Genomic DNA, 15992 nt, shown 5'->3' with positions numbered 1-15992 from the left:
CAGCCTTGCCGCCAAGAGGCGTCAACGACCTGTCCCGAGCGGCTCTCCGCACTTGATGCCCAAATCCGCTCAGGCCGAAGCCTTCCGTCAATTCGAGCGTGCTCACCCTAACCACTATTAGCGATTTTAAATATCGCATCCGGTTATATTTTGACAAAAACGCGGAGAAATCCCCGCGTTTTTATTTATTCCTATCAGATTTGGTCTGCCCGGCCAGAAATGCCGGTCAGGAATAGCGACGCAACACCAGCGAAGCGTTGGTTCCACCGAATCCGAAGGAGTTCGAAAGAGCCACGTCGATCTTGCGTTCGCGCGCCTTGTGCGGCACCAGATCGATCTTGGTCGAGACAGCCGGATTGTCGAGATTGAGCGTCGCAGGTGCGATATTGTCGCGAATGGCCAGCGTCGAGAAAATCGCTTCGGCAGCACCGGCGGCACCCAGAAGATGGCCGATGGACGACTTGGTCGAGGACATGGAAATCTTCGAAGCCGCATCGCCGACCACGCGCTCGACAGCGCCCAGTTCGATCGTATCGGCCATGGTCGATGTGCCATGGGCGTTGATGTAGTCGATCTGGTCCGGCGTGATTTCAGCGCGCTTGAGAGCCGCAACCATGCAGCGCTCCGCACCTTCGCCGCTCTCGGTCGGAGCCGTGATGTGGTAGGCATCGCCCGAAAGGCCGTAGCCGATCACTTCGGCATAGATCTTCGCGCCACGCGCCAGCGCGTGTTCGAGTTCTTCCAGAACCACAACGCCTGCACCTTCGCCCATGACGAAGCCGTCACGGTCATCGTCATAAGGACGCGATGCGGCGGTCGGATCGTCGTTGCGCTTGGTGGACAGCGCCTTGCAGGCGGCAAAGCCCGCCAGCGAAATGCGGCTGACCGGCGATTCCGTGCCACCGGCAACCATCACCTCGGCGTCGCCGAAAGCGATCAGGCGGGCGGCATCGCCAATGGCGTGCGTGCCTGTTGCGCAGGCGGTGACGACCGAATGGTTCGGGCCACGCAGATTGTGCTTGATCGACACATGGCCGGAAGCCAGGTTGATCAGACGGCCGGGAATGAAGAACGGGGAAATGCGGCGCGGGCCCTTGTCGCGCAGCGTGTAGCCCGCTTCGACAATGCCTTCGATGCCGCCAATGCCGGAACCGATCAGAACGCCGGTGCGCACCTGATCTTCATCGCTTTCGGGATGCCAGTTCGCGTCATCCAGTGCCTGATCGGCCGCGCCGACGGCATAGACGATGAACGGATCGACCTTGCGCTGCTCCTTGGGCTCCATGTGGAGATCGGCATTGAACGTGCCGTTGGTGCCGTCGCCAACCGGAATGCGGCAGGCAATCTGGCAGGCCAGATCGTCAACCTCGAATTCCGTGATGCGGCGAGCCCCGCTTTCGCCAGCCAGAAGCCGCTTCCAGGACTCTTCCACACCGCTTGCAAGCGGTGACACCAGACCGAGACCGGTGATGACGACACGCCTCATATCCACCCCTTAAAACTGTTATGTCACGAGCATCTACCCGCAGGCTTTCACCGGCAGATGCAATGTCCGGGCCTGACTTTGAAAGGGATGATGCTCCAATCGTTAAATCGGAGTCTGCCGCAAGAGCCTGTCGAAACGATCCGACACCGGCATGCCGGCAAATTCACTTGGATGCCGAAACGGCCCGTACAGACATGTCTGTACACTGTATTTTCTACACGCTTTATTCCCGACCATTCCCGGATGCGAGGCAACCTTCATTACAAAGGCGCAGCATCCGGCAATGTCGGAATAGAGCTCAGAATACAGGCAGGGCCGGGTTCCGAAGAGCCCAGCCCTCAGCTCTGGTCCTGATTAGGCCGAAGCCTTGTCGATGAACTTCACAGCGTCGCCGACCGTGAGGATCGTTTCTGCAGCGTCGTCAGGAATTTCAACGCCGAATTCTTCTTCGAAAGCCATGACCAGCTCGACGGTGTCGAGGCTGTCTGCGCCGAGATCATCAATGAAGCTTGCGCCTTCCGTGACCTTGTCGGCATCTACGCCCAGATGTTCAACAACGATTTTCTTGACGCGCTCTGCGGTATCGCTCATGTCGGAACCTCGACCTGTTTGTTTGTTGCTCTGCCTTGGTTAGCGGCATGCAGGATTGTAATCAAGTTCTAAGATGACTGCCAGTTTCGAGCGAAGCCGCTCGGACAGTCATCCTGTGGATATTCCTTTCGGAACAGGATCGCGGCAAATTCTACGAAATGCCACAACTCTCGATGGGCGCATTACCATGCTTCTTGAGCAAGGCAAAGCGCCTTTTCCCGTCACGCCCCATGTATTAAGGTGTTTTATACCATAAACTGGCGGCGTGAAGGGGCTTAAATCATGGCCATGCCGCCATTGATGTGCAGCGTCTGACCCGTCACGTAGCCGGCCTGATCGCTGGCGAGATAGACCACGGCAGCGGCAATATCGGCGCCAACACCCATGCGCTTCATGGGAATATTGGCCATGATCGCTTCTTTTTGCTTGTCGTTCAGCTTGTCGGTCATGGCCGATTCGATAAAGCCCGGCGCAATGCAGTTCACCGTCACATTGCGGCTTGCGATTTCCTGCGCCAGCGACTTGGAGAAGCCGATGAGGCCCGCCTTCGACGCGCAATAATTCGCCTGCCCCGGATTGCCGGTCACGCCGACGATGGAGGTGATGTTGATGATGCGGCCATTGCGGCGGCGCATCATCGGATGGGTCAGCTCACGCGTCAGGTTGAAAACCGAGGTGAGATTGACATTCAGAACGGCATCCCAGTCTTCATCGCTCATGCGCACGAACAGGCCGTCACGGGTGATACCGGCATTGTTGACCAGAATATCGACGCCGCCCAGCTCTTCTTCCGCCTTCTGGCCGAGCGCCTTGACGGCTTCGCGGTCCGACAGATTGGCCGGGAAGATGAAAACACGATCGCCGAGTTCCGCGGCCAGTTCCTTCAGCTTTTCTTCGCGCGTACCGTGCAGGCCGACAATAGCGCCCTGTGCATGGATAGCGCGAGCAATCGCTTCACCCAGACCGCCGGTCGCACCGGTTACGAGAGCCTTGCGGCCAGTCAGATCAAACATATCGGATCCTTTTAGCTAATGAGCTTTTATGCCAGAGCAGCAAGCGCTGCTTCGATTTCTTCAGCCGAACCAACAGCGGCGCCCGACACATCCTTGGAGATGCGGCGCGCCAGACCGGTCAGAACCTTGCCCGAACCTACTTCATAAAGCGAGGTCACGCCATTGGCGGCAAACCATTCCACGGTCTCGCGCCATCGCACCTGACCCGTCACCTGCTCAACCAGCAGATCGGCGATTTCACTGGCGTCCGTCACCGGCGCGGCGCGCACATTGGCGATGAGCGGGACAACCGGATTGTGCTTCTCGACACTGGCCAGCGCTTCGCGCATTGCTTCAGCAGCCGGAGCCATCAGAGTCGAATGGAAGGGTGCGGAAACCGGCAGCATGATGGCGCGCTTTGCGCCCTTTTCCGAAGCAAGCTTTGCCGCCAGTTCGACCGCAGCCTTGGAGCCGGAAATTACCAGCTGGCCGCCGCCATTGTCATTGGCGATCTGAACAGAACCGGAAGCCTTTGCTTCCGTGCAGATTGCTTCCACATCGCCATGTTCCAGACCGATGATGGCAGCCATCGCGCCTTCGCCAACCGGAACAGCCTTCTGCATCGCATTGCCGCGAATGCGCAGGAGGCGCGCCGTATCGGCAAGCGAGAAGGTGCCAGCAGCGCAAAGTGCGGAATACTCGCCCAGCGAATGACCGGCCACATAGGAAACCTTTTCCTTCAGCGAGAAGCCACGCGCTTCCATGACGCGCAGGACGGCCATCGACACGGCCATCAGCGCGGGCTGGGCATTGGCGGTAAGCGTCAGAACGTCTTCCGGGCCTTCGAACATGGTGGCGGACAGCTTTTCGCCAAGCGCTGCGTCCACTTCGTCGAAGACGGCGCGCGCTTCCGCGAACTGTTCGGCCAGGGCTTTGCCCATGCCTACCGCCTGGCTGCCCTGTCCGGGAAAGGTAAATGCTACCGCCATTGATGCCTCGTTCTGGTTCTATGCATATGATAAAGGTGAAACCGGTATCCGTTTTCGCCGCCATGCCTGCAATGAAATGCACAATTTGGCGCGATGTGCCTTAGCCTTGGGCGAAAAGTCAAGCATTTGTCGGTTTTTCGGGGATATCGCGCTTGCAAACAAGGGGAAAAACACGTAATAGCCGCCCGTTCATTGTTCGGCACCAGCTGGGGGCTGAACGGAGGGCCGTGTCTTCTTGCCGTTAAAAGCAGGATAGCACGTTGGAAGTCATAAGCGCTTCTGCCTCCCGTGTCTCCGCTCTCGACCGTCTCAAATACGCGTCCTTTCTTCACCGGTTTCCGGCAAAAGAGAAGTCGCAGGGGCTTAGCCGCTGGTGTCGGCGTGATATAACGAAGAAAGGCAAAGCCAATGGCTCTTTATGAACATGTGCTTCTTGCCCGCCAGGACATTTCCCAGCAGCAGGTCGACGCTCTCGTCGAACAGTACAAGGGTGTCCTCGAAGCTAATGGCGGCAAGGTCGGTAAGGTTGAAGCTTGGGGTCTGCGTCCCCTCACCTACCGTATCAACAAAAACCGTAAGGCGTATTATACGCTTCTGAACATCGACGCTCCGGCTGCTGCCGTTGCTGAAATGGAACGTCAGATGCGCATCAATGAAGACGTCCTGCGCTTCATGACCATTCGCGTTGAAGAACACGAAGAAGGCCAGTCGGCTATGCTGACCCGCCGTGACGACCGTCGCGAGCGTGATGGTGATGACCGTCCGCGCCGCCGTGAAGGTGGTTTCGACCGCGGTGATCGTGGCGATCGCGGTGATCGCGGCCCACGTCGCCCGCGCGACAACGAAGCTGGTGAAGGAGCATAATCATGGTTGATATCAATCAGATCCCGACCCGCCGTCCTTTCCATCGCCGTCGCAAGACGTGCCCGTTCTCCGGCGCAAACGCACCGAAGATCGACTACAAGGACATCAAGCTTCTGCAGCGTTACATTTCCGAACGCGGCAAGATCGTTCCTTCCCGTATTACGGCTGTCAGCCAGAAGAAGCAGCGTGAACTCGCCAAGGCGATCAAGCGCGCCCGTTTCCTCGGCCTGCTGCCTTACGTTGTGAAGTAAGACAAGATTTTCGGGAGGCATCTCATCAGAGTTTGCCTCCCGGACCTTTTCCTCCCTTGCGATGGGCGCAACGGAGCGTACTGAAAACCCAAGTTGGGGCATTTGCCTCTAACTGCACGAGCCGGCAAGACCGGGGCAGGACAGCGAAACCGATGAAATTCAACGGAACCATACTTGGTGTCGGCATATTGGCGGGGCTTGCCTCGGCATTGATGTCGTCCGGCGTCATTGTCCAGTCGGGCATGGCGATGGTCCTGTATTTCCTGACACCGCTTCCCATTTTCGTTGCAGCACTCGGCTGGGGTTCCACCGCCGGTATTGTCGCAGCAGCCGTAGCAACTGTCGCGGTCGGCGTATTCGCCGTTCCGATGGCGGCCCTCCTGATGGCGCTGACGAGCTATATTCCTGCGGCCATCGGTGCATATCTGTCCGGCCTTGCGCGCCCCGCCGAAGAACTGGGCGGACCGAAAGGCGTGATGGTCTGGTATCCGCTGTCGGATATCGTTTTCCGCCTCGCCCTGATGGTGGCGGTTTCCTTCATCATCATCGGCGCAGTTCTGGGTTTTGGCCCGGATATGGCGCGCGAACTTGCCAATGCGGTTATCGACCGCGTTGCCGAAGCCGACCCGCAATTCACCGCCAGCGATGAAATGCGCAACACCATGTCGGCGCTGCTGATGTTCGCCCTTCCGGCGATCCAGCCCGCCACGTGCCTTGCCATTCTGGTCGGCAATCTCTATCTGGCGCTGCGCCTGACTGCCATGTCGGGCCGCCTGCGCCGTCCGCGTGACGACTGGCCCGCAACGCTGCGCATGCCGCGCACGGCGCTGATCGTTTTCGCAGTAGCACTTGCAGTCGCTTTCCTGTCGGGCGCCGCCGGTCTGGTGGCAACCGTCGTGGTCGGCTCGCTCGGCGCAGGCTTCATGATGGCGGGCCTTGCCATCATGCATATGCGCACACGCGGCAAGGTATGGCGCCCGGTGGCGCTGTGGTTTGCCTATTTTGCGATCATTCTTTTCGCATTTCTGCTTTTCGTCTTCATGGTTCTCGGACTTTTCGATACGTCGCGTGGCGCGCCGATCTCGAAAATTCCGGGCAATGACAAACAATAACCCGGATTAAACACTCGAAAGGAAACTCCAATGGAAGTCATTCTTCTGGAACGCATTGGCCGCCTCGGCCAGATGGGCGAAACCGTCAAGGTCAAGGACGGCTATGCCCGTAACTTCCTGCTCCCGCAGGGCAAGGCTCTTCGTGCCAACGAAGCCAACAAGAAGAAGTTCGAAGGCCAGCGCGCTCAGCTCGAAGCCCAGAACCTGGAACGCAAGAACGAAGCAAGCGCCGTTGCTGAAAAGCTGAATGGCCAGAGCTTTATCGTTGTGCGTTCGGCTGGTGAAACCGGTCAGCTCTACGGTTCGGTTTCGACCCGCGACATCGCCGACATCATCACCGCAAACGGCTTCACCCTGCACCGCAACCAGGTTGAACTGAACCATCCGATCAAGACCATCGGCCTGCACGAAGTTTCGATTTCGCTGCATCCGGAAGTTCAGGTTGAAGTGACCGTCAACATCGCTCGTTCGAACGAAGAAGCTGAACGTCAGGCAAAGGGTGAAGACCTCACCTCGATCGAAGCCATCTACGGCATCGAAGAAGCCCCGCTTTCGGAAGAAATCTTCGACGAAGACGAAGAAGCTGAAGACCAGGCTTAATTGTTACACTTACCTCCGGAAAAGCCAGCTTTGTCAGCAGGCGTTCCAATGGTGGTAAACTTTAAATGATCATGCCCGGCGGCCTCCGCCGGGCATTTTCTCTTTCCAGAATGGGAAAACTGCCTATTCTTCTCCATGGTAATGTATTGGAGAGGGTGCAGACGGAAACGTCCGCGTTGCTTAAGACAGCGTTCCCAGGGCCGGTAGACCTTACGGAAACTGCCTGAAAATCTGATGACAGTGTGGCTCGAGAAGAGGATACACAAGCCGCCTGCCATGCAACCGCATGGATGCTACGCCTGTCTCACTCCATAAAAGGAGATGGGGCCGATGTATGGAATGATGCGTACTGTTCTTTCGCATATGATTAAAACCGGAGACCTGACGGTCACCGATTCTAGTGGTGCGCGTTCGCAGTATGGCGACAAGACCGGGGTGCCGGTTCATATACACTTCAAGACGAAGCACGCCGAGCGCGCCGTAGCGCTCGACCCCGAACTGAAGCTCGCCGAATGTTTCATGGACGGCGAGATCGACTTTCTGGACGGCGATATCTACACGCTGCTTCAAATCGTGTTCGAAAACACCGGGCCGACCGCCGCGACAGAACCGTGGATGAAGGCGCTGGCGAAACTGCGCATCCTGTTCCGCCGCTTCCAGCAGATGAACACGATTGCGCGCTCGTCCGACAATATCAAAAGTCACTACGACCTTTCGGGCGAGCTTTACGACCTGTTTCTCGACCCGGACAAGCAGTATTCCTGCGCCTATTTCGAAACACCGAATGCAACGCTTGCCGAAGCGCAACTTGCAAAAAAGCGCCATATCGCCGCAAAAATGCTGGTGAAGGAAGGCGACAAGGTGCTCGATATCGGCTGCGGCTGGGGCGGCATGGGGCTTTATCTCGCCCGCCATCTCAAGGCCAATGTGACCGGTGTGACCCTGTCGGAAGAACAGCACGGCATCGCCAACCAGCGCGCCGCCGATGAAGGGCTTTCGGACCGCGCTAAGTTTGAACTGACCGACTATCGCAATATCGAAGACAAGTTCGACCGGCTGGTTTCGGTCGGCATGTTCGAGCATGTCGGTGTCGGCCATTTCGCGGAATATTTCCAGCATGTGGCGCGACTGATGAAGCCGGATGGTGTGTTCATGCTGCATGCCATCGGGCGTGCCGATGGACCGGGCGCGACCAATCCGTTCATCCGCAAATATATCTTCCCGGGCGGTTACATTCCTGCTTTGTCGGAAGTGCTGCCGCATATCGAAAAGGCCGGGCTCTATGTCACCGACATCGAAATCCTGCGGCTGCATTATGCGGAAACGCTGAAAGCCTGGCGTGAGGCCTTCATGGCCAATCGCGAACGGGCCAAGGCGCTTTATGACGAACGCTTCTGCCGCATGTGGGAGTTTTATCTGGCCGCATCGGAAAGCGCCTTCCGCTGGCAGAACATGATGGTGTTCCACATCCAGATCGCGCACCGGCAGGAATCCGTTCCGCTGACGCGCAACTATATCGAAGCGGAAGAAAAGCGGCTCAAGCGGCTCGACAGCGCGCCAAAGGGAGCCAATAGCGAGGCCCGCGCCGTCAAGAAAAGCGCGAACGCCTGATCCGGCGAGCACCGGTTCACAAAAAGGGCTGCCGTCTCCGGCAGCCCTTTTGCATTTTCACTCGACCTTCGGCACTCATCCTTGTTTTAGTCGGCCTTCGGCACTCCGGTTTCCCACTTGTCCCAATGGGTAACGATATCATCGACCAGCGGCGAACCGACGAGATAGATGTTCTGCACCGTCTCCGCAAAACCGCCTGCCGTCTGACCCGGCGCTGGATCAAGATGCTGCAAGGTGGTTTCGTTCGGGTTGCCCTGATCGAAGTTCACCGAGCCGCGCAGGCTGGCGATACGATCCGTGCCGAACTGGCGCTTGATGACGAGCGTAATTGCAGCCGCTTCCATTTCCGTCACCAGATAATCGTCCGCACCGTAGAGATGCGCGATATATTGCGCCTCTTTCGACAGGCCGGGCCCGTGGAAGAACGTATCGCCGGTCATATGCGTGCCTGTCTTGAGCGACGGCTTGGCCTGTGCGGCCTTGTCGGGATAACGCATGCGATAGTTCTGAGCGTCCTGCGAATCAAGCAGTTCGACCTTCGAATCGAGGCGAAGCGCGGCGGCGATCAGATCTGGATTCAGCTTGAAGACCCGGTAATCCTCATAACCCTTCCGCGGCATGAAAACCGGCTCGCCGGGCTTGCCTTCTTCCGGCGCCCAGCGATGGCCGAGATCGTAATCGACCAGCCATGTCGCCCAGCTGACATCGCCGATGGTGCCGCGCGATGGCGGCGTACCACCGACGCCCGACAGAATATAATAGCTCTTCGAGAAATCGAAGGCCGGATCGAGCAGAATAGCCTGCATGCTGGAGGAGGAATTGACCTTGCCCATGCCAAGCACCGAGCCGCAAACGCCGTCATTGTTGCAATAGACCGGCTTCAGCGCGCCCTTCACTTCGATGGGCTTTGCGTCTTTCCAGTAACGGTCATACCACCACTGGAATTCACCGGCGCGATCACCGCTATTCTGTCCGATTTCGAACATGGCGGCGATGAAGACCTTGACCTTGATCGGCTCGGCAGCCGTAGCCGGTGCCGTAAACGAAGCGAGATAAGCAAGGCAGGAAAGCCCGGCTGCGATCAGACGATGCCGCATGAATGAACCTTTGCATGAAGAACCTGTCACCGGGATCTGGCACGACCGTGGACAGGGTGAATTTGATGATCGGGAGGCAGAGTAATATCCACTGCTATTCGCGGCAACGCCCGTCAAGAACATAGCGCTCATGCACAGGCGCAAACTGTGAATCAGTGTGAATCATGGTATAGCTTATCCCTTCCAGCAGGAATCATCCGAAGCCGCGTTGCGTTTGGCATCACATGACGGTTAGCTGGCAGCATCAGGGACAGGATCAAGAATCATGGCGGAAGCGGCGGTACGCAAACTCGAGGATGTGCGCGATCAGAAGGACGCACTCTATCGGGAAGCACCACACAATATCGAAGCGGAACAGGCATTGCTGGGCGCAATCCTGATCAACAACGATGCCTTTTACCGCATATCGGACTTCCTGAAGCCGACCCATTTCTTTGAGCCGCTGCATCGCCGTATCTACGAAATCACCACCGATCTGATCCGCGTCGGTAAGATGGCCAATCCGGTTACGATGAAGACCTTTCTGCCCGAGGGCAAGGTCGGCGATCTTTCGATCTTCCAATATGTCACCCGCCTTGCCACCGAGGCCGTCACCATCATCAATGCTGCCGATTATGGCCGCGCGATCTACGATCTGGCGACCCGCCGCGCGCTAATCGGGATCGGTGAGGACATGGTCAATCTCGCCTATGATGCGCCGGTCGACAACGCGCCGCAGGAGCAGATCGAGGACGCCGAGCGCCGCCTGTTCGAACTGGCAGAAACCGGTCGTTACGATGGCGGCTTCCTGCCGTTCAAGGACGCCGTGACCACCGCCGTGGACATGGCCAATGCCGCTTTCATGCGCGATGGCCACCTGTCGGGTATCTCCACCGGCATTCACACGCTCGACGGCAAGATGGGCGGCTTGCAGCCGTCCGACTTGATCATTCTCGCCGGACGTCCGGGCATGGGTAAAACCTCGCTCGCCACCAATATCGCCTTCAACATCGCCAATGCCTATGAGGGCGAACAGCAGGCCGATGGAACGGTGAAAGCCAAGAATGGCGGTGTAGTCGGCTTCTTCTCGCTCGAAATGTCGGCGGAACAGCTCGCCACCCGTATCATTTCCGAGCAGACGGAAGTGTCGTCCTCGAAAATCCGCCGTGGTGATATCACCGAGACCGATTTCGAAAAGCTGGTCGCCTGCTCGCAGGTGATGCAGAAAATCCCGCTTTATATCGACCAGACCGGTGGTATTTCCATCGCGCAGCTGGCCGCCCGCGCCCGTCGCCTCAAGCGCCAGCGCGGCCTTGATGTTCTGGTCATCGACTACGTGCAGCTGATGACCGGCTCGTCCAAGGCCTCGGCACAGAACCGCGTGCAGGAAATCACCGAAATCACCACCGGCCTGAAGGCGCTCGGCAAGGAACTGAACGTTCCGATCATCGCGCTTTCCCAGCTCTCGCGTCAGGTGGAAAGCCGCGACGACAAGCGCCCGCAGCTCTCCGATCTTCGTGAATCGGGCTCGATCGAGCAGGACGCCGACGTGGTGCTGTTCGTGTTCCGCGAGGAATATTACGTCAAGAACCTCGAACCGCGCGACGAGTTCGACCCGAAATACGAAGAATGGAAGCAGCATTTTGAAAAAGTGCGCGGCACTGCCGATGTCATCATCGCCAAGCAGCGCCACGGACCGACCGGCACGGTCAAGCTCGCCTTCCAGTCCGAATTCACGCGATTTGCAGATCTGGCCGAGGGTTCCTATCTTCCCGAACAGTATGAATAATATCTCTTCGAAAAAGGCGCGTCTCTGATGGCCAAGGCGCGCATTCAGTTCATCTGCCAAAATTGCGGCACAGTGCATACGCGCTGGGCGGGCAAGTGCGATTCCTGCGGCGAGTGGAACACGCTTGTCGAGGAAGGCACCAATAGCGGTATCGGTTCCGGTCCGGGCGCCATGTTGTCGAAGCGCAAGGGCCGCGCCGTGGCGCTGACCTCGCTGTCCGGCGACATTGAAGATGCGCCGCGCATTATTTCCGGCATCAGCGAACTCGACCGTGTAACCGGCGGCGGCTTCGTGCGCGGGTCGGCGCTGCTGATCGGCGGCGATCCCGGCATCGGCAAGTCAACGCTTTTGACGCAGGCGGCAGCAGCCCTTGCCAATCGCGGCCACCGCATCGTCTATGTTTCAGGCGAAGAAGCCGTCGCGCAGATCCGCCTGCGCGCGCAGCGTCTCGGTGTCGCCACATCGGCAGTGGAACTTGCCGCCGAAACCAATGTCGAAGACATCATCGCTACCATTTCCGACGGCAAACGTCCCGATCTCGTCATCATCGATTCGATCCAGACGCTTTGGACCGACATGGCGGATTCCGCGCCCGGCACGGTGACGCAGGTGCGCTCCTCAGCACAGGCCATGATCCGTTACGCCAAGCAGACCGGCGCTGCGGTTGTTCTGGTCGGCCATGTCACCAAGGACGGCCAGATTGCCGGTCCCCGCGTGGTCGAACACATGGTCGATGGCGTTCTCTATTTCGAAGGCGAAGGCGGGCATCATTACCGCATCCTGCGCACGGTGAAAAACCGCTTTGGCCCCACCGACGAAATCGGCGTTTTTGAAATGTCCGATGGCGGCTTGCGCGAAGTGTCCAATCCGTCCGAGCTTTTTCTGGGCGAACGCAACGAAAAAGCGCCGGGGGCAGCGGTTTTCGCCGGGATGGAAGGCACGCGCCCGGTTCTGGTGGAAATTCAGGCCCTTGTCGCACCCTCCTCGCTCGGCACGCCGCGACGCGCGGTCGTGGGCTGGGATGGCGGGCGTCTCGCCATGATCCTCGCAGTGCTCGAATCGCATTGCGGCGTTCGCTTCGGCCAGCATGACGTCTATCTGAATGTCGCGGGCGGCTATCGGATCAGCGAACCGGCTGCCGATATTGCCGTTGCCTCGGCGCTTGTTTCCTCCATGGCCGGTATTGCCCTTCCGCCAGATTGTGTTTATTTCGGCGAAATCAGCCTTTCCGGTGCTGTTCGTGCGGTGACGCATGCAGTACAGAGATTGAAGGAAGCGGAGAAACTCGGCTTCCGGCAGGCGGAAGTGCCAAGCGGCAGCGGCGAACTTTGGAAAGATCGCAGCTTCCGTCTCATGGAAACCGCCGCCCTGCCCGACCTCGTTGCGCGCATTGCAGCATCGGGTGCCGGAAAGAAGTAATAATTCAGGGGCTTAACGCGGGAAGATTCTGTCAACCTTCCGATGTTAAGCTTCCGCGTCTTTGACTGCCCTGCGCACCCAACGGCTTGCGCGAAACACTGAGGACAGGCCAGAATGCCGATAACCATACTTGATGGAATTCTACTCGGAATAACGCTGGTATCAGCGGTTCTGGCGATGGTGCGCGGGTTTTCCCGCGAAGTGCTGTCGCTGGTATCCTGGGCCGCTGCCGCCGCTGCTGCATTCCTGTTCTATAAGCCGGTGCTGCCCTACATAAAGCCCTATATCAATAACGACACGCTGGCCATGATCGCCGCTATGGCTGCGGTTTTCCTCGTGGTGCTGATCATCGTTTCGCTGATCACCATGAAGATCGCGGATTTCATCATCGACAGCCGCATCGGCGCGCTCGACCGCACGCTGGGCTTCCTGTTCGGTGCGGCCCGCGGCGTGCTTCTGATGGTCGTCGCCATGCTGTTCTTCAACTGGGCGGTGCCGGATAACCAGCCTGCCTGGATCACCAACGCCAAATCGAAGCCGATGCTCGATTCCTTCGGCGAACAGTTGCGCAATCTCCTGCCGGCTGACCCGGAAAAGATGGTCGACAAGTTCAAGCCGCAGCAGAACAATGCTCCGGCCACTGGCGAGCAGGAAGAAGCGCCTGTCCCGGATGACGCGCCTGCACAGCAATAATCACAATCTGACTTAAAAAATTGAAACCGGCTTGTGCCGGTTTCATCTGTTTTTGGCCCCAATAAAGGCCTATATGATCAGCTTAACTGACGCGGGTTCAAGGGATCGCTTTCAAAACGGCGTCCTTTCATGTAAATGTTGTTTTTAACAACCCGCAATCGAAAGGCCTTGCGGACAATGTTCCAACAGTCGCATGATGAGACTTCCTTTATGCTGGATGACGACACCCTGCATGAAGAGTGTGGTGTATTCGGCATTTTGGGTCATGAAGACGCCGCAGCGCTGACAGCGCTCGGTCTGCACGCCCTTCAACATCGCGGGCAAGAAGCCGCCGGTATTGTGTCCTATCACAATCGCCGCTTCCACTCCGAACGCCATATGGGCCTCGTCGGGGACCATTTCACCGACGCCGCCACGCTGAACCGCCTGCCCGGCGACCGCGCCATCGGCCATGTGCGCTATTCCACCACCGGCGAAACGATCCTGCGCAATGTGCAGCCGCTTTTCGCGGAACTGGAAGTCGGCGGCATTGCGATTGCCCATAACGGCAATTTCACCAACGGCATTTCGCTGCGCAAACAGCTGATCGCCTCGGGTGCGATCTTCCAGGCGACTTCCGATACGGAAGTCGTTTTGCATATGATCGCCCGGTCGCGTTTCGCCTCGTCTTCCGACCGTTTCGTGGATGCGATCCGTCAGGTCGAGGGCGGTTACGCCATGCTGGCGCTGACCCGCACCAAGCTGATCGCTGCGCGTGACAGCATCGGCATTCGTCCGCTCGTCATGGGCGAACTGGACGGCAAGCCGATCTTCTGCTCGGAAACCTGCGCCCTCGACATCATTGGCGCGAAATATATTCGCGACGTCGAAAATGGCGAAGTGATCGTCTGCGAAATCCAGCAGGACGGCTCGATCACCACCCAGTCCATCAAGGCGGAAAACCCGCAGCCGGAACGCCTGTGCCTGTTCGAATATGTCTATTTCGCCCGCCCGGATTCGGTCGTCGGCGGACGCAGCGTCTACGTGGCGCGCAAGAACATGGGCATCGAACTTGCCGGTGAAGCCGGTGTCGAAGCGGATGTCATCGTGCCGGTGCCCGATGGCGGTACGCCTGCGGCGCTCGGCTTTGCGCAGGCAAGCGGCATTCCATTCGAATATGGCATCATCCGCAATCATTATGTGGGCCGTACCTTCATTGAGCCGACGCAGCAGATTCGCGCCCTGGGCGTGAAGCTGAAGCATTCGGCCAATCGCGCCATGATCGAAGGCAAGCGTGTTGTGCTGGTAGATGATTCCATCGTGCGCGGCACCACTTCGGTCAAGATCGTGCAGATGATGCGCGATGCGGGTGCGAAGGAAGTGCATATTCGCGTGGCAAGCCCGATGATCTATCATCCGGATTTCTACGGCATCGATACACCGCATGCCGACAAGCTTCTGGCCAATCAGCATGAAGATCTGGAATCCATGTGCCGTTACATCGGTGCGGATTCGCTGGCCTTCCTGTCCATCGACGGTCTCTACAAGGCTGTCGGCGGCAAGGTTCGTGATCCGAAGGCACCTGCCTTCACCGATCACTATTTCACGGGTGACTACCCGACCCGCCTTCTCGATCAGGAAGGCGAAAGCAACATCCACACGCTGTCGCTGCTTGCGAGCAACGGCTGACGCATATTCGCGAACGGGCGGCCTCCGGGCCGCTCCAATCTCTTCATAAAAGTCATTGGGGACGGAATGACAATCGACCTTACGGGCCGGCTGGCCTTGGTAACGGGCGCATCGCGCGGCATTGGCTATTTTCTTTCGCTGGAACTGGCAAAGCGCGGCGCGCATGTGATCGCCGTGGCGCGCACTGTCGGCGGCCTTGAAGAGCTGGACGACGACATTCGCAAGCTCGGCGGCAACGCGACTTTGGTGCCGCTCGACATCACCGACATGGAAGCCATCGACCGCCTTGGCGGCTCGATCCACGAGCGCTGGGGCAAACTGGATATCATGGTCGCCAATGCGGGCGTGCTGGGCACGATCTCGCCGATCGGCCATGTGGAAGCGAAGACCTTCGAGAAGGTCATGAATGTCAACGTGACGAGCGTTTGGCGGCTGATCCGCTCTACCGATCCGCTGCTGCGTCTTTCCGATGCCGGGCGCGCTATTCTGCTTTCATCCGGCGTTGCGCATAGCTGCCGCGCCTTCTGGGGGCCTTATGCGGCCTCCAAGGCGGCTGTCGAGGTCATGGCCCGCAGCTGGGCCGAAGAGACCAGGCAGATGGCGCTGAACATCAACTCGGTCAATCCCGGCGCAACCCGCACCGCCATGCGCGCGCAAGCGATGCCCGGCGAAGACCCGGACACCCTGCCGACACCGCAGGAAGTGGCCGAAAAAATCGTGAAGCTTGCCGATCCGGCGCTCAATGTCACGGGCAAGCTGTTCGACGTGCGGCAGGACCGCTTCCTCGACTATCACATGCCGGATTGAAAATCTGATCCAAAATAGTTATGTTTGGAATGGCGGCTGAAGCT

The 15992-nt window shown here is 58.4% G+C and carries 15 protein-coding genes; 10 read left to right on the top strand and 5 right to left on the bottom strand.

Annotated features, from left to right (window positions below):
* Nucleotides 1-226: 226 nt before the first annotated feature.
* The 4 genes from fabF to fabD all read right to left on the bottom strand — a co-directional run bounded on the left by fabF (nt 227) and on the right by fabD (nt 4058).
* A complete protein-coding gene (gene fabF, locus FIC94_RS15140; RefSeq protein WP_109368481.1) occupies nt 227-1486 on the bottom strand; it encodes a beta-ketoacyl-ACP synthase II in 1260 nt (419 codons plus the stop codon).
* Between the two features lie 354 nt (nt 1487-1840).
* The gene (locus FIC94_RS15135) at nt 1841-2077 is read right to left on the bottom strand and encodes an acyl carrier protein (RefSeq protein ID WP_002963616.1); all 237 of its coding nucleotides are present in this window, start codon (nt 2075-2077) and stop codon (nt 1841-1843) included.
* Nucleotides 2078-2352: 275 nt separating this feature from the next.
* Nucleotides 2353-3090 (bottom strand): 3-oxoacyl-[acyl-carrier-protein] reductase, encoded by a 738-nt coding sequence (gene fabG, locus FIC94_RS15125; protein ID WP_140025443.1) that lies wholly within the window; start codon nt 3088-3090, stop codon nt 2353-2355.
* A 26-nt stretch (nt 3091-3116) separates the two neighbouring features.
* The gene (gene fabD, locus FIC94_RS15120; RefSeq protein WP_109368479.1) at nt 3117-4058 is read right to left on the bottom strand and encodes an ACP S-malonyltransferase; all 942 of its coding nucleotides are present in this window, start codon (nt 4056-4058) and stop codon (nt 3117-3119) included.
* 408 nt (nt 4059-4466) lie between these two features.
* On the opposite strand from fabD, the gene rpsF reads away from it, so the two are divergent.
* The 5 genes from rpsF to FIC94_RS15095 all read left to right on the top strand — a co-directional run bounded on the left by rpsF (nt 4467) and on the right by FIC94_RS15095 (nt 8496).
* Nucleotides 4467-4922: a 30S ribosomal protein S6 gene (gene rpsF, locus FIC94_RS15115; RefSeq protein WP_121537353.1), complete on the top strand. Its 456-nt coding sequence runs from the start codon at nt 4467-4469 to the stop codon at nt 4920-4922.
* Between the two features lie 2 nt (nt 4923-4924).
* Nucleotides 4925-5173, top strand: coding sequence for a 30S ribosomal protein S18 (gene rpsR, locus FIC94_RS15110; RefSeq protein WP_006466219.1), 249 nt, complete (start codon nt 4925-4927; stop codon nt 5171-5173).
* Nucleotides 5174-5325: 152 nt separating this feature from the next.
* On the top strand, nt 5326-6285 hold the full coding sequence (locus tag FIC94_RS15105; protein ID WP_140025442.1) for a DUF2232 domain-containing protein: 960 nt from the start codon (nt 5326-5328) through the stop codon (nt 6283-6285).
* Nucleotides 6286-6315: 30 nt separating this feature from the next.
* Nucleotides 6316-6885, top strand: coding sequence for a 50S ribosomal protein L9 (rplI, locus tag FIC94_RS15100; protein WP_109368476.1), 570 nt, complete (start codon nt 6316-6318; stop codon nt 6883-6885).
* A gap of 330 nt (nt 6886-7215) precedes the next feature.
* A complete protein-coding gene (locus tag FIC94_RS15095) occupies nt 7216-8496 on the top strand; it encodes a cyclopropane fatty acid synthase (protein ID WP_109368475.1) in 1281 nt (426 codons plus the stop codon).
* Between the two features lie 86 nt (nt 8497-8582).
* On the opposite strand, the gene FIC94_RS15090 is transcribed toward FIC94_RS15095, so the two are convergent.
* On the bottom strand, nt 8583-9593 hold the full coding sequence (locus tag FIC94_RS15090) for a purine-nucleoside phosphorylase (RefSeq protein WP_121537347.1): 1011 nt from the start codon (nt 9591-9593) through the stop codon (nt 8583-8585).
* Nucleotides 9594-9858: 265 nt separating this feature from the next.
* On the opposite strand from FIC94_RS15090, the gene FIC94_RS15085 reads away from it, so the two are divergent.
* The 5 genes from FIC94_RS15085 to FIC94_RS15065 all read left to right on the top strand — a co-directional run bounded on the left by FIC94_RS15085 (nt 9859) and on the right by FIC94_RS15065 (nt 15948).
* Nucleotides 9859-11361, top strand: coding sequence for a replicative DNA helicase (locus tag FIC94_RS15085; RefSeq protein ID WP_109368473.1), 1503 nt, complete (start codon nt 9859-9861; stop codon nt 11359-11361).
* Between the two features lie 27 nt (nt 11362-11388).
* Nucleotides 11389-12780: a DNA repair protein RadA gene (gene radA, locus FIC94_RS15080; protein ID WP_109368472.1), complete on the top strand. Its 1392-nt coding sequence runs from the start codon at nt 11389-11391 to the stop codon at nt 12778-12780.
* Between the two features lie 114 nt (nt 12781-12894).
* A complete protein-coding gene (locus FIC94_RS15075; RefSeq protein ID WP_109368471.1) occupies nt 12895-13473 on the top strand; it encodes a CvpA family protein in 579 nt (192 codons plus the stop codon).
* 177 nt (nt 13474-13650) lie between these two features.
* Entirely contained in the window at nt 13651-15141 is a 1491-nt protein-coding gene (gene purF / locus FIC94_RS15070; protein WP_109368470.1) for an amidophosphoribosyltransferase, read from the top strand.
* 66 nt (nt 15142-15207) lie between these two features.
* Entirely contained in the window at nt 15208-15948 is a 741-nt protein-coding gene (locus FIC94_RS15065) for an SDR family NAD(P)-dependent oxidoreductase (protein WP_140025441.1), read from the top strand.
* The last annotated feature ends 44 nt before the right edge of the window (nt 15949-15992 follow it).

The organism is Ochrobactrum teleogrylli (assembly GCF_006376685.1).
Classification (GTDB): Bacteria; Pseudomonadota; Alphaproteobacteria; order Rhizobiales; family Rhizobiaceae; genus Brucella; species Brucella teleogrylli.
Note: the sequence above shows the minus strand (reverse complement) of the source record. Positions and strands in the feature narration are given on the sequence as shown.